Annotated in this window: 13 protein-coding genes; 2 read left to right on the top strand and 11 right to left on the bottom strand. The window is 73.2% G+C overall.

Annotated elements, in window-relative coordinates:
• Positions 1-174 precede the first annotated feature (174 nt).
• Positions 175-3,825: a hypothetical protein gene (locus CLT71_RS32280; protein ID WP_101370428.1), complete on the top strand. Its 3,651-nt coding sequence runs from the start codon at positions 175-177 to the stop codon at positions 3,823-3,825.
• Between the two features lie 16 nt (positions 3,826-3,841).
• Here the strand turns inward: CLT71_RS32280 and pspM are convergent, their stop codons facing one another.
• The 8 genes from pspM to CLT71_RS32230 form a co-directional block, all read right to left on the bottom strand.
• Positions 3,842-4,621: a phage shock envelope stress response protein PspM gene (gene pspM / locus CLT71_RS32275; protein ID WP_101370427.1), complete on the bottom strand. Its 780-nt coding sequence runs from the start codon at positions 4,619-4,621 to the stop codon at positions 3,842-3,844.
• Positions 4,622-4,710: 89 nt separating this feature from the next.
• Complete coding sequence (locus tag CLT71_RS32270) at positions 4,711-5,574, bottom strand: PspA/IM30 family protein (RefSeq protein ID WP_101371975.1); 864 nt, start codon at positions 5,572-5,574, stop codon at positions 4,711-4,713.
• 318 nt (positions 5,575-5,892) lie between these two features.
• Positions 5,893-6,618, bottom strand: a complete 726-nt coding sequence (locus tag CLT71_RS38355) for a helix-turn-helix domain-containing protein (RefSeq protein ID WP_486483573.1) — start codon at positions 6,616-6,618, stop codon at positions 5,893-5,895.
• Positions 6,619-7,004: 386 nt separating this feature from the next.
• Positions 7,005-7,598: a CinA family protein gene (locus CLT71_RS32250; protein ID WP_101370425.1), complete on the bottom strand. Its 594-nt coding sequence runs from the start codon at positions 7,596-7,598 to the stop codon at positions 7,005-7,007.
• Between the two features lie 84 nt (positions 7,599-7,682).
• Positions 7,683-8,264 (bottom strand): CDP-diacylglycerol--glycerol-3-phosphate 3-phosphatidyltransferase, encoded by a 582-nt coding sequence (gene pgsA / locus CLT71_RS32245; RefSeq protein ID WP_486483741.1) that lies wholly within the window; start codon positions 8,262-8,264, stop codon positions 7,683-7,685.
• A gap of 178 nt (positions 8,265-8,442) precedes the next feature.
• Entirely contained in the window at positions 8,443-9,957 is a 1,515-nt protein-coding gene (gene rimO / locus CLT71_RS32240) for a 30S ribosomal protein S12 methylthiotransferase RimO (protein ID WP_101370424.1), read from the bottom strand.
• 86 nt (positions 9,958-10,043) lie between these two features.
• Positions 10,044-11,003, bottom strand: coding sequence for a Rossmann-fold NAD(P)-binding domain-containing protein (locus tag CLT71_RS32235; RefSeq protein WP_101370423.1), 960 nt, complete (start codon positions 11,001-11,003; stop codon positions 10,044-10,046).
• 90 nt (positions 11,004-11,093) lie between these two features.
• Positions 11,094-13,565, bottom strand: a complete 2,472-nt coding sequence (locus CLT71_RS32230) for an FtsK/SpoIIIE family DNA translocase (protein ID WP_101370422.1) — start codon at positions 13,563-13,565, stop codon at positions 11,094-11,096.
• Positions 13,566-13,804: 239 nt separating this feature from the next.
• Here CLT71_RS32230 and CLT71_RS32225 point away from each other — a divergent pair, with 239 nt between their 5' ends.
• Entirely contained in the window at positions 13,805-15,022 is a 1,218-nt protein-coding gene (locus tag CLT71_RS32225) for a hypothetical protein (RefSeq protein WP_101370421.1), read from the top strand.
• On the opposite strand, the gene CLT71_RS32220 is transcribed toward CLT71_RS32225, so the two are convergent.
• The 3 genes from CLT71_RS32220 to CLT71_RS32210 all read right to left on the bottom strand — a co-directional run bounded on the left by CLT71_RS32220 (position 14,993) and on the right by CLT71_RS32210 (position 19,096).
• Positions 14,993-15,418: a DUF2784 domain-containing protein gene (locus CLT71_RS32220; RefSeq protein ID WP_101370420.1), complete on the bottom strand. Its 426-nt coding sequence runs from the start codon at positions 15,416-15,418 to the stop codon at positions 14,993-14,995. The two genes, CLT71_RS32225 and CLT71_RS32220, sit on opposite strands and share 30 nt — an antisense overlap.
• A gap of 131 nt (positions 15,419-15,549) precedes the next feature.
• Positions 15,550-17,211, bottom strand: coding sequence for an alpha-lytic protease prodomain-containing protein (locus CLT71_RS32215; RefSeq protein WP_101370419.1), 1,662 nt, complete (start codon positions 17,209-17,211; stop codon positions 15,550-15,552).
• A 196-nt stretch (positions 17,212-17,407) separates the two neighbouring features.
• Complete coding sequence (locus tag CLT71_RS32210) at positions 17,408-19,096, bottom strand: ribonuclease J (RefSeq protein WP_101370418.1); 1,689 nt, start codon at positions 19,094-19,096, stop codon at positions 17,408-17,410.
• Between the last annotated feature and the right edge of the window lie 46 nt (positions 19,097-19,142).

The raw sequence follows: 19,142 nt of genomic DNA, 5'->3' as shown, positions 1-19,142 counted from the left end.
AAGTCGAGACACTTTCACCAGCCTGGCGAGCGTATCCAACACTGGCGGTACGCGGTTGACTGCTTACGGATCGTCAGCAGCTCGCCGGGCGGGTCAGCGCGGACCGGCCACGGATCGTCGGGCACTGACGGGCGGAGCGGTCCTGAGCTGATCTTCCCGGAAAGGGGTGCGGTCATGTTCAAGAGGTTCGCGGCAAGCCGGGCGGCCCGGGCGGAACAGGCCAGGCGACAGGATGAGCGAAGCGGAGCGACCGGCACCGGCCGGGTGGCGGGTACGGTGGTGCCGGCCGCCCGGACCAGCACCGACCCGCTGCCGGCGGCCACCCCGGACCCGACCGCCGCGCCCGACTACTTCGGCTTCGTGCCCAACTTCGCCTACAGTCCGCTGCCGGTCTGCGACCCCACCGGGCGGGTGATCCCAGGCACCGGGATCCGCAAGTTCGTCACCGCGCTGCCCCGGACCGGCGACACACCAAACGAGTTGGGCAACCTGATCCCGGTGGCGGTGCCGGACACCACCACCTACCCGGGCTGCGACTACTACGAGATCGGGGTGCAGGAGTTCCACCAGCGGCTGCATCCCGACCTGCCGCCGACCCGGCTGCGCGGGTACCGGCAGCTCAACAACGGTACCGACGCCACCGGGCACAACACGGTCAGCCCGCCGCTGCGGCCGTACCACCTCGGGCCGATGATCCTGGCCCAGCGGGACCGTCCGGTGCGGGTCAAGTACGTCAACCGGCTGCCGGTCGGCGAGGCGGGCGCACTGTTCCTGCCGGTGGACCCGACCCTGCCCGGTGCCGGTACGGGCCCGCTCGGCGGCACCGAGCACTACCCGCAGAACCGCTGCGCCGTCCACCTGCACGGCGGGCGTACCCCGTGGATCAGCAACGGCGGTCCGGCCCAGTGGACGACCCCGGCCGGCGAGCCGACCCCGTACCCGTGCGGCGCCGGCCACGCCAGCGTGCCGGACATGCCCGCCCCCGGTGCCGGGGCGAGCACCGCCTACTACCCCAACCAGCAGAGCGGCCGGCTGCTCTGGTTCCACGACCAGGCGGAGGGGATCGCCCGACTCACCGTCTATTCCGGACAACTCGGCCTCTACCGGCTCGACGACCCGGTGCAGCGGCAACTTGTCGACGACGGCGTACTGCCGGCCGAGGAGATCGTGCTGGTGCTCCAGGACAAGACCTTCGTACCCGACGAGCCGCAGCTCGCCGCCCAGGACCCGACCTGGGACGTGGCCCGCTGGGGCGGCACCGGCAGCCTCTGGTTTCCGCACGTCTACATGCCGAACCAGAACCCCTACAACGAGTCCGGGACGAACCCGATGGGGCGGTGGGACTACGGGCCCTGGTTCTGGCCGCCGTTCACCGGCATCACCCATCCGGCGGCGCCGAACCCGTACTACGACCCGGTCGCCCGGCCGTGGGAGCCGCCGGTCCAGCCGGGCACCCCGGTACCGTCGGCGGTGCCGGACGCCTTCGGCGACACCCCGCTGGTCAACGGTGCCGCCTATCCCTACCTGCGGCTGCGCCCGGCCGCGTACCGGTTCCGGATCCTCAACGCCTGCAACGACCGCAGCCTCAACCTCCAGCTCTACTACGCGGCCTCGGACGGGCCGATGTGGCATCCGGACGGCACCCTGGCCGACGGCGACGCCGGCGAGGTGCCGATGGTGGCGGCCCGGCCGAACCCGGACTTCCCGCCGGCCTGGCCGACCGACGGCCGCTGCGGCGGGGTGCCGGACCCGAACGCCGCCGGGCCGGACTGGATCCAGGTCGGCTCCGAGGGCGGGCTGCTGCCGGCGGTGGCGGTGCTGCCGAACCAGCCGATCGACTACCAGTACAACCGGCGGGACGTGACGGTGCTCAACGTGACCGGACACGCCCTGCTGCTCGCCCCCGGGGAGCGCGCCGACGTGGTCGTCGACTTCTCCTCCGTGCCGGCGGGGTCGAACCTGATCCTCTACAACGACGCTCCGGCCCCGATGCCGGGCTTCGACCCCCGCAACGACCAGTACACCGGCGCCCCGGACCGGACCTCGTCGGGCGGCCCGCCGACCACCCGCCCCGGTTACGGCCCGAACACCCGGACCCTGATGCAGATCCAGGTGGCCGGCACCCCGGCTCCGCCGTTCGACACCGAGCGGCTCCGGGGCGCGCTTCCCCGGGCGTACGGGCAGAGCCAGCCGCCGCCGATCGTGCCGCAGCAGGCGTACGACGCCGCGTTCGGCACCGCCACGCCCCGGAACACGTACGCCCCGATCGAGGACACCTCGATCACCTTCGTCCCGTACGGCGGTGACTCGCCGGTGACCCTGCCGTTGCACAGCAAGGCGATAGTGGCCGAGTTCGACCCCGAGTACGGCCGGCTGAGCTACCTGCTCGGTACCGAGCTGCCGAAGACGTCCTCGCTGATCCAGACCACCATCCCGCTGACCCGGGTCGACCCGCCGACCGAGGTGCTGCTCCCCTCCGACCCGGCCGCCCCGGTCGGCTCCCCCGGCGACAACACCCAGCTCTGGAAGATCACCCACAACGGGATGGACACCCAGTCCATCCACTTCCACCACGTCAACGTCCAGCTCGTCAACCGGGTCGGCCGGGACGGGGCGATCAAGCCGCCCGAGCCGAACGAGGTCGGCTGGAAGGAAACCCTCCGGATGAACCCGTTCGAGGCGACGGTCGTGGCGCTCCGGCCGACGCTGCCCGAGCCGCTGCCGTTCACCGTCCCGGACAGCGTCCGGCTGCACGACCCGACCCGACCGGCCGGCACCTCCGACGGGTACACCCAGGTCGACCCGGGGACCGGTGAGCCGGCGGCGGTCACCAACCGGCCGCACAACTTCGGTTGGGAGTACGTCTGGCACTGTCAACTGCTCGGCCACGCCGACGCCCAGATGGCCCGGCCGATGGTGTTGCGGTTCGCGCCGGCCGCGCCGACCGGACTCGCCGCGAAGCCGGAACCCGGCTCGGCGACCGTGCTCCCGGCGATCGTCCTGGCCTGGACGGACAACTCCCGGGGCACGGGTACGCCGGGACCGAGGGCGACCCGCTGCCTGGTGGAGCGGGCCACCGACGCCGGCTTCACCCGGGACCCGCGCGACTTCCCCGTGCCGGCCGGCGACAACCGGTACGTCGACTCGACCGTCACCCCCGGACTCACCTACTACTACCGGGTCCGGGCCGAGAACAGCGTCGCCCACTCGGCGTACTCGAACATCACCAGCGCGCTGGTGCAGTTGCGGGCACCGACCGGGCTGGTCGGCACGGTGCCGAGCGGGCCGCCGTTGCGGGTCAACCGGGGCTGGGTGAACCGCTCCTTCGCCACCTCGGTGGAGCTGCAACGGGCCACCAACCCGACCTTCACCAGCGGGCTCGTCACCTCCACCGTCCCGGTCACCGCGAGCTGCGCGGACCCAAGGGTCGCCCCGGACACCACCTACTACTACCGGGTGCGCACCTGCTATCTGGGCGCCTCCTCGCCGTGGTCGAACGTCTCGACCGTGGTCACCCCGGCGGTGCCGGCGACGCCTACCGAACTGGTGGCGAGGCTCGACGGCGTACCCGGGCGGGACGGTGTCAGGGTGGTGCTGACCTGGACGGTGCCGCTGACCAGCGTGGTCGGCGGCTTCACGCTGCACCGGGCGGTCGACGCCGGCTTCACCACCGGGGTGGCGACGTTACGTGTCCCGGGTGGCGCCCGCTCGTTCACCGACACCGGGCTGGCCCGCGACACCGTCTACCACTACCGCGTCCAGGCCGGTAACGCCGCCGGCATCTCGGCGGCCAGTGCCGCGGTCTCGATCCGTACCCCGGCCTGACCTGTCCGGCCCGGCGCTAGGACATCGCCTGCGTCGGGCCGGTACGGGAGCGCAGGTCCGCCAGGCCACCGGCCACGCCCCGGAGCAGGTCGGTCGCCTCGGTGAGCCGGGTCACCGAGGAGTTGTCGGGGTATTCGTGCCCCTCCTCGGCCACGAAGCCCGCCGCCGCCGCGACCAGCCGCTCGTACGCGCCGACCCCGTCGTCGAGCTGCGCCGCCAGGTGCCGCCGCGCGGCATCGAGTTCCGGCCGGGTGTCGGGGGGCGCGACCCCCACCGCCCGGTCCACACTGGCCACCCGCTCGGCCAGGTCCCGGAGAGACTGCTCCGCCACCGCCGCCTCCAGCACGGCCGGACCGGCGGGCCCGGTGAGCCGACCGGCGAGCCCGGCCATCGTGGTGGCGGCCCGATCCAGCCGGGCCCACGGCTGCGCCGCCAGGGAGCCGCGCAGGGCGATCCGGGCGCGCTGCCGGCGTACCTCGGTGAGGGCCTGACGCCCGGCGGGAAGCCGCTCGACCGCGGCGACCAGCCGGGCGCGGACCTGTTCGCCGTTCACCGGCTCGGGGGGTGGCGGCACCGGCTGCGCGGCCAGCTCACGCAGGTCCGCCCAGCGCCACACCGCGAGCATCACCGAACCGCCGGCCGCCGCCGCCCAGGCCGCGTCCGGCAGCCCCAGCCCCTGGTAGGGGGTGAGGACCGCCGCCGCGCCGCCGAGGCCGCCGGCCAGCACGCTCCACCGCCGCACCGACCGGCGCAGGCTCCGCAGCCGGCGCAGGTGACGGGTTCGCAGATCCGCCATCTCGACCTCACTCCCCCCGCCGGTCCGACCGGCAGCTCCGCTCCCCTATGGTCGCCGGCCGGAGCCGGCGTTGCTCCGCGTTCGCCGGATCAGCCAGCGGCGCTGCCGCCGCCGGCCTGCTTGTCCCGGCCCAGGCTCGCCCGGATCTCGTCCAGCCGGGCCACCCCGGCCGGGTCGGCGGCCGGAGCCGCCGGCTCGACCGCCGGATTGGCGGCACCGCCGGCCAACTGCTCGCCGGCCATGCTGGACCTGATCTGTTCCAGCCGGGACGCGCCGGCCAGGTCGAGGGTGGACTTCTGGATCTCCAGCATCCGGCCCTCGACGGAGTTGCCGGCCAGCTCGGCCCGGCCCATCGCGTTGGCGTAGCGCCGCTCGATCCGGTCCCGCACCTCGTCCAGCGACGGGGTGTTGCCCGGTGCGGCGAGCGCGGACATCGACTCCAGCGACTTGGCCACGCTCTCCTGCATCTTGGCCTGCTCGAGCTGGCTGAGCAGCTTGGCCCGCTCGGCGAGCTTCTGCTGGAGGATCATCGAGTTGTTCTCGACCGCCCGACGCGCCTGGGCGGCGGCACCGATCGCCTGGTCGTGCAGGCTCTTGAGATCCTCGGTCGACTGCTCGGCGGCGACCAGCTGGGTGGCGATGGTCTGCGCGCTCTGCTCGTATTTCGTCGCCTCGGTCTCGTCAGCGGCGGCCCTGGCCCGGTCGGCGAGCACCAGTGCCTGGCGGGCCATCCCCTGCAACCGCTCGACCTCGGACATCTGCCGGGACAGCCGCATCTCGAGCTGACGCTGGTTGCCGATCACCGCCGCGGCCTGCTGGACGAGCGCCTGGTGCTGGCGCTGCGCCTCCTCGATAGCCTGCTGGATCTGCACCTTGGGATCGGCATGCTCATCGATCTTCGCGCCGAACAGCGCCATCATGTAGCGCCAGCCCTTGACGAACGGGTTCGCCATCTCCCGGTATCCCCTCAGTGTCATCAGTCCGGTGGCCGTGCCGCCGGCCCAGGAAAGGCGCCCGCGCGACAGGATCTCCATCGTCCCAGGATCGCGCCACCCCGGCGTACGACCTCAGGGGGATATCCACCGGATATGCCGCCAGGGGCCCACCGTAACGCGGTAAGCCCCCGACGAGCCACACTTCATCGGCGCTGGGCTCCTGACGGCCGGGTCAGCCGGAGCCACGGAAGCGTGGCCGGCTCGACCGCCGCCGGAGCAGACGCGACCCGGGGCACCGGCGGTGGCGAGCCGGCAGGACGCGGAACCGCTGTGGAATCAGCCGACGCAGACGACGTCCCGCTCCGAATCGGTGGTCGGGCGGATCCGGCGGGTGGTCCGCAGGGTCGCCTTGAGGGGCGATTCCTGCCGTACCGTCACCGAAACGGCCCCGTCGGTCGTGATCTGCCGTACCGGCTCGGTACCGAGCTGGTGCACGCCACCCTCGGTGAGGGTACGCAGCGCCCGGTCGGCCAGTGCCGGCCCGACCAGGGACGCCTCGACCAGCGCCGACTGTGCGGCGGGCTCGGTACGGGCCGGCTCGGCCGCAGCGGCCTGCCGGGCCGGCTCGGCGGTGCCTGACTGGTGTACCGGCTCGGCGCTGACCGGCTGGCGGGCCGGCTCGGCCGCACCGGGCTGTCCAACCGGGTTCTGGTACGTCGTCGCGGCCCGGCCGGCCTCCTCGGCCGGTCCACCGGTCTCCCGGCGCCCCGCCCCGTTCCGCCCGGAGACCGGGCTCTCCTGGACCGGCACCAGCACGCCGGGCAGCCCCTCGGCCACCTCGACGGTGTCGCTGACGTCGCGGAGCAGTTCGGAGAGGCGGGCGCCGAGCGCGTCGCAGATGGCGGCGAGCAGTTCGCTCGACGCTTCCTTCTGACCGCGCTCGATCTCGGAGAGATAGCCCAGGCTGACGTTGGCGGCGGAGGAGACCTCGCGCAGGGTTCGGTGCTGCCCCTGCCGACGGGCCCGTAGGGCGTCACCGATCACCCGGCGTAGCAGGACCATCGCACCTCCAGTGTCGCGGGCTCAGACCCTCCCGGACGTCGGACCGGCGCCGTCATCCCCACCTCGCCGCGATGCGGCGACACCTGCCTCGCCGTGTCTCGGCGGCGTCGATCCGGCCGCGATGCGGCACGGATCCGGCCGCGAGGTGGCGGTTGACCGCGACGTCGACTGTCCGAGCCTTCCCGCAACCGTACCCGGTACGGCCGCCGACGACATCCCGCCCCGCCAGTCCGATCTTCCCGTCGCCGGCCGCCACCGAGCCGTCCACGGGGGCGGTGCCCGGGTAGCCGGGGGGATCGTTGCTGGTGGCGGCCGGTCCCGCCCCGATCACCCGTCGACCGGCGAGCTGCCCGTGCTGCGCCGTCGGGTTCACGGATGGCGGAAAGTCAGGACGTGCGGTCGGTCGTCGTACCGTCCTCGGCGGTCGTGCCGTCCCCGGCCTTTTCGGTCGAACCGTCCTCGGCGTTTTTGGTCGAACCGTCCTCGGCCTCGGCGTGCAGGCGCTCGGCGAGCAGGTGCAGGGCACCACTCACGGCGGCGATCCGGATCCGCAGCCGGTTGCCGTCGAGGTCGAGTCGGCGTACGTCGGTGCCGGTCGGTCCGGCCGCCGCCACGTAGACGAGGCCGACCGGCTTGCCGTCCTGCGGCTCGGGGCCGGCGACACCGGTGGTGGCGAGGCACCAGTCCGCCTCGCAACGCTCCCGGCCGCCCTCGGCCAGCGCCACCGCCACGTCCGGGTCGACCGGGCCGCGCTCGTCAAGCAGTTTGGCCGGTACGCCCACCAGCGACGACTTCAACTCGGTCGCGTACGCCACCAGGCCGCCCCGGAACACGCCGCTGACCCCGGCGATGTCGACGATCGTCGCGGCCAGCAGGCCACCGGTGAGCGACTCCACCACGGCCAGGGTGGCGCCCCGGTCGACGAGCGCGTGCACGACCGCCGCGGCCCCGTTGTCCGCCGCCCGCGCGGGGTCGTCCATCCGATCCTCCTCCGGTCTGGCGGCGAGGCGCTCCGGGTCGCCCGCCGATCTGTGCCCGCCCTGCCCGTGGGCGCGGGCGACGATTCAGGGTGCCGGGCGGCGCAGCCGCAGTGCCCGGACCACGTAGTCGAGCCCGGTCACCACTGTCACCACCACGGCGACGCCGAGGATCCACGGCCCGACCCAGGCCACGCTCTCCGGCACCGGCCAGAGGTACCAGACGATGGCCAGGATCTGGACGGCGGTCTTGACCTTGCCTCCCCGGCTGGCCGCGATGACGCCGTACCTGATCACCCAGAAGCGCATCAGCGTGATGCCGAACTCCCGGACCAGGATGAGCAGGGTGATCCACCAGGGAATTCGGTCATACCACGACAATAGGACCAAGGCGGTGCCGGTCAACGCCTTGTCGGCGATCGGGTCGGCCACCTTGCCGAACGAGGTCACCAGCGCCCAGCGCCGGGCGATCCAGCCGTCGACGAGATCCGTCGCCGAGGCGACCGCGAAGGTCAGGCAGGCCGCCACCCGCCAGCCGGAGTGCACCATCGCGGAGCTGACCACCAGAGCGACGAAGACGGGTACCAGGGCCAGCCGGAGCGCGGTGAGGCCGTTCGCCGCGTTGACCACCGGTACCGGACCGACCCGGCCGGCGCGCGCCGGCTCCACGGTCGCCGCCCGGCCCGGCTCGGCGTTCGCGCCCACCCCGGATCCGACCGCGCCGGCCGGCACCGGGGCACCCGTCGCGGCCGGTACCGAATCCGCCGCCTCGGTCACGAGGGCGTCCCGCCGCCGAGATCGGCGCAGCGCTGGTAGGCCCCCGGCGTGCCCGTCGTCGCCACCCCGGTCACCCCGCCCCACGTGGCGCCGCCGACACCATCTCCTCCGGTACGGCCACCAGGTCCACACCCTCGGTCCCGGTGACCCTGGCCCGGACCAGGTCGCCCGGGCGTAACGCGGCCAGGTCGACCTCGCCGCCGACCGGGGCGACCAGGGTGGTCGAGCCGTCCACCTCCGGCGCCTGGTGGGCCGCCCGGCCCTCCACCACGCCGTCGTCCACCGAGTCGACGAGCACCTCGACGACCGAGCCGAGCCGCTCCTCGGCACGCTGCGAGCAGAGTTCGTCGGCGAGCGCCGAGAGCCTGTCGTACCGCCGCTTCACAGTTGCCGCCGAGACCTTGCCCGACAGGCCGGCGGCCTCGGTGCCGTCCTCGTCGCTGTAGTCGAAGACGCCTATCGCGTCCAACCGGGCGGCGGTGAGGAAGCGCTCCAGCTCCGCCACGTCCGCCCGGGTCTCGCCGGGGAAGCCGACGATCACGTTGCTCCGGGCGCCGGCCTCGGGGGCGAACTGGCGCACCGAGTCGAGCAGTTCGAGGAACCGGTCGGTCGAGCCGAACCGGCGCATCCGGCGCAACACCGCCTCGCTGGAGTGCTGGAACGAGAGGTCGAAGTAGGGCGCCACCCCCGGGGTGGTGGCGATCACCTCGACCAGCCCGGGACGGGTCTCCGCCGGCTGGAGATAGCTGGCCCGGACCCGGACGATGCCGTCGACGGCGGCGAGCTGCGGCAGCAGCTTCTCCAGCAGCCGGGGATCGCCGAGATCCTTGCCGTACGAGGTGGAGTTCTCGCTGACCAGCACCAGTTCGCGTACGCCCGAGCGGGCCAGCCACTCCGCCTCGGCGAGCAGCTCGTCAGGGGTACGCGAGACGAAGGCACCCCGGAAGGTGGGGATGGCGCAGAAGGCGCAGCGCCGGTCGCAGCCGCTGGCCAGCTTCAGCGAGGCGACCGGGCCGGAGTCGAGCCGGTGCCGCAGCACCTGGCGCAGGTGCGCCGGGGTGTGCGCGTCGGTCACCAGGGTGCCACCGGCCGGGCGGGCGGTGCTTCCGCCGTGCCCGGGGAGCACGACCGTGCCGCCCTGCCGGGCCACCGGGGTCAGTGGCAGCAGCTCGCGGCGGTCCCGGGGAGTGTGCGCGGGCAACTGCTTGCCGGCCAGCACGTCGTCGAGCCGGTCCGAGATGTCGGGATAGTCGTCGAAGCTGAGCACCGCGCCGGCCTCGGGCATGCCGTCGGCGAGTTCCCGCCCGTACCGCTCGGCCATGCAGCCGGCCGCCACGACCTTGGCCCCGGTGTCGGCGGCGGCCAGCAGCGTCTGGATCGAGTCCTGCTTGGCCTTCTCCACGAAGCCGCAGGTGTTGACCAGCACCACGTCGGCGCCCTCGCCGTCGGTGGTCACCTGCCAGCCGTCGGCGTGCAGCCGGGCGGCCAACTCCTCCGAGTCGACCTCGTTACGGGCACAGCCGAGGGTGAGCAGCGCGACCCGACGGCCGGCGGTAGAGGAGGAAGAGGAAGCGGCAGACACCATCCGAGCCTACCGGGAGGGCCGCACCGCCCCGGCACGGCGGCTGCCCGGCGCCGGACGCGTCACCCCGGCGCGGTCGCCCCGACCCGTCACCCCGGCGCGTCCCCCCGGCCTGGCGGCGTCGGGCCGGCCGGCTCGACCTCCGGCCGGGTCAGCCGGTCGAGCAGGAACGCCTCGCTGCCGGCCAGCCCGACCGAGCAGAAGACCGTCACCTGGTCCGACGAGGTCCGGCCGGGCTGCTCGCCGGCCAGCACCGCACCCAGCGCCCGGAACCGCCCGGCGTACGCACCGACGGTGCCGAGCATCGGCGGGTCGTACGCCCCGGCCTGGTCCAGCGAGTCGGTGACCAGCAGATCCGCCCGGTCCAGCAGGTCGGTGCCGAACTCCGAGCGGCCCACCTGCTTGTGGCCGACGGTGTTGAGGTGACTGCCGGGGCTCAGGTCGGCGACCGAGATCACCGGAGTCGGGCTGGTGGTGGCGAGCACCACCACGTCGCGATCGCGTACCGCCTCCGGGGCGGTCTCCACCGCCCTCGCCGGGATGCCGAGTTCGGCCCGGACCCGGGCGGCGAACTTCTCCCGCCCGGCCGGGGTACGGCAGAAGACGCTCACCTCGCGCAGCCGTCGTACCGCCGCGACGGCCCAGACCTGCGCCCACGCCTGGCCACCCGCACCGACCACCCCGAGCGTGGCCGCGTCCGGCCGGGCCAGCACCTGCACCGCCACCCCGCCGACCGCCCCGGTACGCCGGGAGCCGATCTCCGAACCGACCGCGACCGCCCGGACCCGCCCGGTCGCCGCCTCGTGCAGGGCCACCACCTGCTCGCCCTCGGCCCGCCCGAACGTGTCGTAGGAGCGGAAGCCGTACCACTCGTCGACGAGCTGTCCGGCGGTGAGGACCAGCCGACCGCCGGCCAGCGGTGCGGCCACCCGGGGCGGGGCGACGAGCCGGCCCCGGTACGCCGCCAGCAGCGCGTCCCGGATCGCCCGTACCGCCGTCGCGGCGTCCAGCCGGGCCGCCACCTCGGCGTCGGTGATGAAGTGGGTCATCAACCGATTCTGATACGTCAACCGTGGTTCAGGTCAACCGCCGGTGCCCGGCGGGTGGCCCGGAGCGGGAGCCGGCGTGTCCGCGCCCCGTCACTCGTCCGGCCGCAGCGCCGCCAGCGCCTCCTCCAGCTCGTCCGGCTTGACCAGCACGTCCCGGGCCTTGGAGCCCTCGGACGGCCCGACAATCCCCCGGGTCTCCATCAGGTCCATCAGCCGGCCCGCCTTGGCGAAGCCGACCCGCAGCTTGCGCTGGAGCATCGAGGTCGAGCCGAACTGCGAGGTGACCACCAGCTCGATCGCCTGCACCAGCAGGTCGAGGTCGTCGCCGATGTCCTCGTCGACCTTCTTCTTGGTGTCCTGCGCCGGGGTGAGCACGTCGGGGCGGAACTCCGGCTCCCGCTGGTCCTTGCAGAACTTGACGATGTCGTTGATCTCGTTTTCGGTGACCCAGGCGCCCTGGATGCGTACCGGCTTGGAGGCGCCCATCGGCAGGAAGAGACCGTCGCCCCGGCCGATCAGCTTCTCCGCGCCCGGCTGGTCGAGGATGACCCGGGAGTCGGCCAGCGACGAGGTGGCGAAGGCGAGCCGGGACGGCACGTTCGCCTTGATCAGACCGGTCACCACGTCGACCGAGGGGCGCTGGGTGGCCAGTACCAGGTGGATGCCGGCGGCCCGGGCGAGCTGGGTGATCCGGACCACCGAGTCCTCCACGTCCCGTGGCGCCACCATCATCAGGTCGGCCAACTCGTCGACGATCACCAGCAGGTACGGGTACGGCCGGATCTCCCGCTCGCTGCCCGGCGGCGGCTTGATCTGGCCGGCGCGTACCTTGCGGTTGTAGTCGTCGATGTGGCGTACCCCGGCGGCGGCCAGGTCGTCGTAGCGCATGTCCATCTCGCGGACCACCCAGTCCAGCGAGTCCGCCGCCTTCTTCGGGTTGGTCACGATCGGGGTGACCAGGTGCGGGATCCCCTCGTAGTTCGTCATCTCGACCCGCTTCGGGTCGATCAGCAGCAGCCGCACCTCGTCCGGGGTGGCCCGGGTCAGGATGGAGACGAGCAGGCTGTTCAGGCAGCTCGACTTGCCGGCACCGGTCGCACCGGCGATGAGGATGTGCGGCATCTTGGCGAGGTTGGCCACCACGAAGCCGCCCTCGATGTCCTTGCCGAGCGCCACGAGCATCGGGTGGTGGTCACTCGCCGCCGCCCGGGACCGGAGCACGTCGCCGAGCGCCACGTCCTCCCGGTCACTGTTCGGGATCTCCACCCCGACCGCGCTCTTGCCCGGGATCGGGCTGAGGATCCGCACGTCCGGGGACTTGACCGCGTACGCGATGTTGCGGGAGAGCTGGGTGATCCGCTCGACCTTCACGCCGTGCCCGAGTTCGACCTCGTACCGGGTGACGGTCGGGCCCCTGGTGAAGCCGGTCACCGCCGCGTCCACGTCGAACTGGTCGAAGACGCCGGTCAGCGCGGCGATCACCTCGTCGTTGGCCCGGCTGCGGGTCTTCGGCGCACCGCCGGGGCGCAGCAGGTTGGCCGGTGGCAGCGTGTAGTCGCCGGCCAGCCCGGTGATCGCCAACTGCTCGGCCCGGGTCGGTGCCGGTGAGTGCTCCGGCGGCTCCGGCGTCTTCCGGGCGGCCGGTACCTTGCCCTTCGCCTTGCGCGGCAGCGGCACGTCCTCGTGCACCGGGGTGTCGATCTCGTAGCCGGGCTCGTCCTCGTCACCCGGCTGCGGCAGCGGCGACGGGCGGCGGCGCGGCCGTCGACCCTCGGTGCCGCGCGCCGGGGCGGACCCGGACTCCTCCTCGGACTCCGGCCGGCCCAGCACCGCGCCGGCCAGCAGCCCGAGCCGCTCCGGCACCTTGTTGATCGGTGTCGCCGTCACCACGAGCAGGCCGAAGAGGAGCAACAGCACCAGCAGCGGTACGGCGACCCACCCGCTGACCGCGCTCTCCAGCGGACCGCCGACCCCGGCCCCGATCAGGCCACCGGCGTAGTCCCGCTCCCTGTTGTCCGCCGGCTGCTGTCCGATGTGCAGCAGCGCGGCTGTGCCGACGATCAGCGCGGTCCAGCCGACCAGCCCCCGGCCCCGGTGCTCCGGCTCGGTCGGCGTCCGCATCAGCCGGACCGACCCGATCAGCAGCAGGATCGGCAGCACGATCGAGATCGCGCCGAAGAAGAGCCGGATGGTGTCGGCGAGTCGACCGCCCAGCGGCCCGGCCGAGGAGAACCAGACCGCCACGGCGCTGAGGATCGCCAGGCCGAGCAGGAGCAGGCCGGCACCGTCGCGGCGATGTTCCGGATCGAGGTCGCGGGCGGTCGCCGCCTGCCTGCCGGCCGCCCGCATGGCCCAGCCGACGCCGTGCGCCAGCCCCATCCAGGTCGCGCCGATCGCCCGGCCTACGTACACCGCCGGACTGGTCCGGGCGGGCCGGCGTGCCGCCGCCGCCCGGCCCCGGGCCGGCTGCCGCGTCCGGCTGTTGCCCGCGCGACTACCGCCGGAACGGGTCGTCGACCCACTCCGGCGCCGGTTCGCCTGAGAGGAGGCACGGCCCGCCATAAGTTCACACGTTAGCCGCGCGCGCTGAGGATTCCCCGCTTTTGCGCGTCGTGTCTGACCAGCTACCGCTCGACTTCGGCATCTCGACGACCGGCGGATGTGCGCCGCCGTAGCGGAGCTGCGACGCTGAGTAAACTGACCGGCGGCCGTCGCGGATCGCGTGGCAGCCGTTCCGGATCCATGGAAAGCGAGACCCCGCCGATGAACGCGCACTCGCCCCGCCCCCGCCCGGCGACCGCGTGACCCGCGACGAACTGCTCGCCGCGCTGGCCGACGCCAGGGACCGGCCGGACGACATCGCCAAGGTCGCGGAACTGGACCGGATCGTCGCGTACGCCGACGCGGGTCGGGACGAACGGCTCGGCTTCGCGGCCCGGTTCGCCCTGATCGAGGCGTACCAGCGGATCGAACCGTGGCGGATGCTCTCGCCGGTGCTGTGGTGTCTCGACCTCGTCGACCGGGCGCCCCGGACGGTCGACGCCGCCGACAGCGCACGACTGCCCGACCACCACCGGCGGGCGGTGGCCGCGTTCTGCGGCACCTCCCGGGCCGGGCTGGCCCGGGTCGGGTCCGCCCTCGACGAGTTGGAACGCCGGCTCGGGGCGGCCGGGCGGAGCCGGCGGCCGGCGTACGCGCTGCGCTGCCGGATCGCCGACCACCTCGGAGCCGAGTCGACCGCCCGACGCTGGCTGGCCCGGTGGCGGGCGACGCCCTCCGACGAGTGGAGCGGCTGTGCCGCCTGCGAGCCGGCCGACCAGGCGAGGCTGCTCGTCGGCTGGGGACGGTGGACCGAGGCGGTCGAACTGGTCGAGCCGGTACTCGCCGGCACGCTGCACTGCCCCGACCAGCCGGAGCGGGCCCTCGGCACCATCCAGTTGGCGTACCTGCGACTCGGGCGGTACGCCGAGGCCGCCGAGGCACACGTACGCGCCTACCGGCGGCACCGGTGGGAGCGGGCCGGGTTTCCGTTCCTCGCCGACCACCTGCGGTTCTGTGCGCTGGCCGGTCACCCCGAGCGCGGCCTGGAGATCCTCGCCCGGCACCTGCCCGGGCTGGACCGCCCCTACGACGAGGCGTCGGCGCTGGAGTTCGCCACCGCCGGTGCGCTGCTCTGCCGGCTGGCCGCCCCGGCCGGCTTCGCACGCCACCCGATCCACCGCCCCGGGTACGCCGGGCGGCACGCCGCCGAGCTGACCGTCGCCGCGCTCGGCGCCGAACTCACCGCCACCGCCGAGGACCTGGCGGGCCGGTTCGACGCCCGCAACGGCACGAGCCACCAGTCCGGCCGGCTCGCCTCCTGGCTGGCCGAACGCCCGCTGCCCGGCCAGCTGCCCCTACCGCCGGAGCCGCCGGCCGAGCCGGAGCAGACGACCGACCCCGGGCCGGAGCCGCCGGTCAGCTCGCCGTACCCGTCGACGCGGCCCTGGTCAGCGGAGCCGCCTTCGCGGCCGCGCTGAACGCACCGCCCCGACCCGTCCGCCGCCGGACAGGCCGAGCCGCTCGGACAGGCCGAGCCGGTGGAAGAGGCCGAGCCAGGAGGCCAGGACCAGCACCGCGACAAGTGCCTGGGCGAGCAGGGCGTACCGCTCGGGATAGAAGACACCCTCGATGTAGCGGTCGATGAAGCCGCGCCCGACGTCTGTTTCACCGGCCTGGCGCCGGGCCCAGTGTTCGAGGTAGGTCAGCGGGCAGACCAGTTGGGCGGCGATCACCAGCACGCCCCACGCGGCGGCACCGAAATGCAACCAGACCGTTTTCGGCCAGCGCCAGGCCAGGAACCCGCCGAGCACCAGGTAGGCCAGGAAGCCGAAGTGCAAGGTCAGGACGAAAACGATCAACAACTGATAACCCATTGCCGCCTCCCGGGCAAAGGCTACCCAACCGGGCGGCCGGCGGACCGGGTACGGATACTCAGCCCGCCGGCCGGCGCTCTCGACTCGGCGGAGCGCCCGGCTGTCTCAGCCCGGATCGGCTGTTTCGTCCCTCATCGCACCGAAAAGCCGAGGGTGTAGTCGCCGGAGCCACGCCGGGACTCCACCCGGTAGCGGTAGAAGCCGGCGCTGCCGCTGTAGGAGATCTGTTCGTCAGCGGTAGGCCCGGCGGAGACGGCGACGGTACGCCAGCCGCCCCGGCTCCACTTCTGGAGTACCAGGTCGAAGTTGGCCCTGGCGGGCCCGTCCAGGCAGCCGACCTGCCGACCGTGCCCGGCCCGGAAGTAGCGGCCGGCGGGCTGCACCTGGCGACGCCCGGCCCCGAGGGTGGCGGACTTGCGCACCTTGTGCCCGGCGCACTCCGCCGGCGGCGGGCTCGGCGGCTCGGTCGCGGCAGGCGGTTCCGTCGCGGCGGGCGGCGGCTCGGTCGCGGCCGGGGGTTCGGTGGCTGCCGGCGGTTCGGTGGCGGCCGGCGGTTCCGTGGCGGCCGGCGGGTCGGCCGGGGCGTTCGCGGTGGTGACCAGGGTGAGCTGGTTCACCTGCAGGATCTCGGCAAGCGGCTGGAAGAAGGTGATGCCGCCCACGGTGCAGTCGCCGGAACCTCCCGAGGTGACCCCCTGGGCCTGGTCGCCGGACATCCAGGAGCCGCCGGAGTCCCCCGGCTCGGCGCAGACGTTCGTCCGGGTCAGCCCGGTGACCGTGCCCTCCGGGTAGACGACTGTGGCGTTGCGCGCCTCGACGACCCCACAGCGGGCGCCGGTGGTGGCACCGAACCGGCAGATCGAGCTGCCCACCGGCGCCTCCGCACCGCCGGCCACCGCGATCGTGCCGCCGTCGAAGTCGTTCACCACCGGTTGCGGGACCCAGTCGTCGTTCGTCTCCACCACGCCCCAGTCGTCGCCCGGGAACGAGGAGGCCGACACGACGCCCTGGACAACCCCGTCCGGACTGCTGGTGGTGGCGCCCACCGCTCCACAGTGCCCGGCGGTGACGAACCCGCCGACGACGGAGAAGCCGATCGAACAGGCCGCCCGGTCGTCGATCAGGTACCTGTCACCGCCGCGTACGTCGATCAGCGGCACCGGCGCCTCCGCCGAGGCGACCACCTCGACAGCGCCCGCCGGGGCGCCACTGCCCTGGACGAACCGCCGCACGGCGGCCTCGGTACCGGGCTGGGCACGCACCACCACCCGGTTGTTCGACACGTCGACGTACCAGCCGGCGACGTCCGGGGTGGCCTGGTCGGCGATCCGGTCCAGACCTGCCTTGACCGTGTCGAGTTGCCGGGCGTTCCGGGTGACCAGTTTCGGTTCGGCTCCGGCGGCACGGACCCGGGCGGCAGCCGCCTCGTCGGTCACCGCCACCATCAGCCGGTCGCCGTCGGCGGCGAGCCAGGTGCCGGCGTACCCGGTGCCGAGTTCGGTACGCAGCCGCTGCGTCGTACCCCGGGCCCACCGCTCCCGGTCCAGCCGGGCGCGCGCCTGCGCCTCGGTCAGCGACAGGTCCCGGCGCAGCGCGTCGACGATCTGGCGGGACGGCCCGGCGGGGGCGGGTTCCGATCGCGGCGGGTCCTCACCGGCCAGCGCCGGCCAGGTCACCGCCGCCAGCCCGGCGACGGTGGCCACCGTCACGCCGATCGCGATTCCCCGCCGCTGTGCCGTACTCCGCCGACTGACCGTGCCTCGCCGGCTCCGCGTCGCGCGTCCGCGATCCATCGATCGCCTCCTTCACCATCGGGCAGCCCGCGAGAAGGTACGGCCGGCGATCGGCCGGCGATGAACGGATCGGTGATGGGCAATCTCACAGCGGTTCACCTGAACCACCAACGCCCCGGATACGTAGAAGGAAGGGCCCCTTCTTATCGCTTTTCGTTGTAGAGGGGGCCCTTCCTAACACCTGAAGGCGGAGTGGTCAGACCTCGACCACGGTCGGGACGATCATCGGGCGGCGCCGGTACGCGTCGTTCACCCAGCGGCCGACGGTACGCCGGACGATCTGCTGCAACTGGTGTGGATCGGTGATCCCCTCGGTGGCCGCCCGACCGAGCGCCTCGGTGATCAACGGAATGACCGGGTTGAACGCGTCCGGGTCGTCCGAGAAGCCTTTGGCGGAGACGGTGGGACCGCCGACCACCTTGCCGGTGACCGAGTCGACCACCACGGTCGCCGAGATGAAGCCACCGTCGCCGAGGATCCGCCGCTCGGTGAGGAGCGACTCGCCGACGTCACCGACAGCGAGACCGTCGACGTAGACGTACCGGCTTCTGAGGTGACCGACGACCCGGGCGTGCCCCTCGACCAGGTCCACGACGTCGCCATCCTCGCAGAGCACCACCCGGTCGGTGGCGACTCCGGACTCGATGCCGAGCCGGGCGTGCGCGCGCAGGTGCCGCCACTCGCCGTGTACCGGCATCAGGTTGCTCGGCCGGACCACGTTGAGCAGGTAGAGGAGTTCACCGGCGGGGGCGTGTCCGGAGACGTGCACCTTCGCCACGTCCTTGTGGATCACGGTGGCGCCGGCCCGGCTGAGCTGGTTGATCACCCGGTAGACCGAGGTCTCGTTCCCCGGCACCAGCGAACTGGCCAGCACCACCGTGTCACCAGGGGCGACAGTGATGTGCCGGTGGTCGCCGGTGGCCATCCGGCCCAGCGCGCTCATCGGCTCGCCCTGCGAACCGGTGGACATCAGCACGATCTGGTCCGGCGGCAGCGCGGCCGCCTCGTCCAGCCCGACGACCAGGCCGGGTTCGATCCGCAGCAACCCGAGGTCGCGGGCGATGCCCATGTTGCGGACCATGGACCGGCCGATGAAGGCGACCTTCCGGCCGTGCTCGGCGGCGGAGTCCAGCACCTGCTGCACCCGGTGCACGTGCGAGGCGAACGAGGCCACGATGATCCGGCCGCGCGCCTTGGCGAAGATCGAGTCGAGTACCGGACCGATCTCCCGCTCCGAGCTGACGAAGCCGGGGATCTCGGCGTTCGTCGAGTCGGAGAGGAGCAGGTCGACGCCTTCCGCGCCGAGCCGGGCGAAGCCGGCCAGGTCGGTGATCCGGCCGTCCAGCGGAAGCTGGTCCATCTTGAAGTCACCGGTGTGCAGCACCAGCCCGGCCGGGGTCCGGATCGCCACCGCGAGCGCGTCCGGGATCGAGTGGTTGACCGCGAAGAACTCGCACTCGAACGGGCCGAGCCGCTCCCGGCCGCCCTCCCGCACCGTCAAGGTGTACGGCTCGATCCGCCGCTCGGCCAGCTTCGCCTCGACCAGGGCCAGGGTGAACTGCGAACCGACAAGCGGGATGTCCGGCTTGTGGGCGAGCAGGTACGGCACGGCGCCGATGTGGTCCTCGTGCCCGTGCGTCAGCACGATCGCCTGTACGTCGGCGAGCCGGTCCAGGATCGGCGCGAAGTCCGGCAGGATCAGGTCGACACCGGGCTGCTCGACGTCGGGGAAGAGCACCCCGCAGTCGACGATCAGCAGCTTGCCGTCGTACTCGAAGACGGTCATGTTCCGTCCGATGGCGCCGAGGCCGCCCAACGGCATGATCCGCAACCCGCCCTCGGGCAGCGGCGGCGGCAGTTCCAGCTCAATCCCCGGCTGGCTCATGCCCGCACTCCGCATCTCCGCCCGTCGCTCCGAACCCGTTTCCCAC

The organism is Plantactinospora sp. CNZ320, assembly GCF_002846275.1.
This window is presented reverse-complemented; position numbering and strand designations above follow the sequence as displayed.

Excerpts from the sequence above, each read along its gene's own strand:
- CLT71_RS32280 (WP_101370428.1), top strand. The coding sequence starts at position 175 with ATGTTCAAGAGGTTCGCGGCAAGCCGGGCGGCCCGGGCGGAACAGGCC.
- pspM (WP_101370427.1), bottom strand. The coding sequence starts at position 4,621 with ATGGCGGATCTGCGAACCCGTCACCTGCGCCGGCTGCGGAGCCTGCGC.
- CLT71_RS32270 (WP_101371975.1), bottom strand. The coding sequence starts at position 5,574 with ATGGCGAACCCGTTCGTCAAGGGCTGGCGCTACATGATGGCGCTGTTC.
- CLT71_RS38355 (WP_486483573.1), bottom strand. The coding sequence starts at position 6,618 with ATGGTCCTGCTACGCCGGGTGATCGGTGACGCCCTACGGGCCCGTCGG.
- CLT71_RS32250 (WP_101370425.1), bottom strand. The coding sequence starts at position 7,598 with ATGGACGACCCCGCGCGGGCGGCGGACAACGGGGCCGCGGCGGTCGTG.
- rimO (WP_101370424.1), bottom strand. The coding sequence starts at position 9,957 with ATGGTGTCTGCCGCTTCCTCTTCCTCCTCTACCGCCGGCCGTCGGGTC.
- CLT71_RS32235 (WP_101370423.1), bottom strand. The coding sequence starts at position 11,003 with ATGACCCACTTCATCACCGACGCCGAGGTGGCGGCCCGGCTGGACGCC.
- CLT71_RS32230 (WP_101370422.1), bottom strand. The coding sequence starts at position 13,565 with ATGGCGGGCCGTGCCTCCTCTCAGGCGAACCGGCGCCGGAGTGGGTCG.
- CLT71_RS32220 (WP_101370420.1), bottom strand. The coding sequence starts at position 15,418 with ATGGGTTATCAGTTGTTGATCGTTTTCGTCCTGACCTTGCACTTCGGC.
- CLT71_RS32215 (WP_101370419.1), bottom strand. The coding sequence starts at position 17,211 with ATGGATCGCGGACGCGCGACGCGGAGCCGGCGAGGCACGGTCAGTCGG.
- CLT71_RS32210 (WP_101370418.1), bottom strand. The coding sequence starts at position 19,096 with ATGAGCCAGCCGGGGATTGAGCTGGAACTGCCGCCGCCGCTGCCCGAG.